Raw genomic sequence first — 265 nt, forward strand, 5'->3', positions numbered from 1 at the left:
TTCCCGAGGAAGTCGTCGATCGACTCCTTGTCGAAGATCACGGCGGAGGAGTACTCGTCGCGGAACGCCTGCCACGCCTCGACGGAGTTGGGGATGCTGGGCACGTCGGCGGTCTTCTCAGCCTGCTCGGCGAAGGCCACGTAGTTCGGGTTCGCAGCGAAGTAGTCGCCGTAGGTGTCGGTGAGTCCGGTGCGCATCGGCATCTGCCCCGTGGCCTCGAGCAGCTGGCCGTCGCTGTCCTCGCTGGTGGAGAACTTCAGGAACT

1 pseudogene is annotated in these 265 nt (G+C 64.5%); it reads right to left on the reverse strand.

The features are described 5' to 3' along the window. Window positions 1-265: pseudogene (locus tag L687_RS0121315) on the reverse strand (sugar ABC transporter substrate-binding protein); the annotation flags it as partial.

It is taken from the genome of Microbacterium maritypicum MF109 (assembly GCF_000455825.1).
GTDB lineage: Bacteria > Actinomycetota > Actinomycetes > Actinomycetales > Microbacteriaceae > Microbacterium > Microbacterium maritypicum_A.